The following is a 436-nucleotide window of genomic DNA, read 5'->3' as shown; positions in this document are numbered from 1 at the left end:
TGACGAGTTCCGCGGGCAGGGCAAAGAGAAATACATTGACGGCATCGGCTATGTCATTGAGACCTGATAAACACAGCGCCGAGGAGACACAATGAACATTAAGGATGATCCCGTTTACCAGGACAAACTCCGCAAAATGCACGCAGTGCGGCACTATCTAAAAATCCGCGAGAAAGTCTATATCGCGCGCCGGGATGCGGGCTTCAATGTAAAGAAAGAGGAACGTTTACGCTCATGGTTAAGCGAGTACGCCTGTTACCTCGAGGCTGACGCGCACTGGATGAAGGAGGATTATGAGCGGCGGATGGGCAAAGATGAGCCGTCTTATGAGCCTGCGATCGTAATCCCGAAAGGGGATATAGAAAAGGCTGTAAAATATGGCTGTTTCAGCCAGGTATTAGGCAGCATTAAAAATAAACCGGGGGAATAATGCAGT

Annotated in this window: 1 protein-coding gene; it reads left to right on the top strand. The window is 49.3% G+C overall.

Annotated elements, in window-relative coordinates; translation table 11 throughout:
* The first annotated feature begins 91 nt into the window (after positions 1-91).
* Positions 92-430 carry a hypothetical protein gene (locus tag J4G38_RS28415; protein ID WP_226164205.1) on the top strand — a complete coding sequence of 113 codons (339 nt, stop codon included), beginning with the start codon at positions 92-94 and terminating at the stop codon, positions 428-430.
* Positions 431-436 lie beyond the last annotated feature (6 nt).

It is taken from the genome of Hymenobacter terricola (genome assembly GCF_017921975.2).
GTDB lineage: Bacteria > Bacteroidota > Bacteroidia > Cytophagales > Hymenobacteraceae > Hymenobacter > Hymenobacter terricola.
This window is presented reverse-complemented; position numbering and strand designations above follow the sequence as displayed.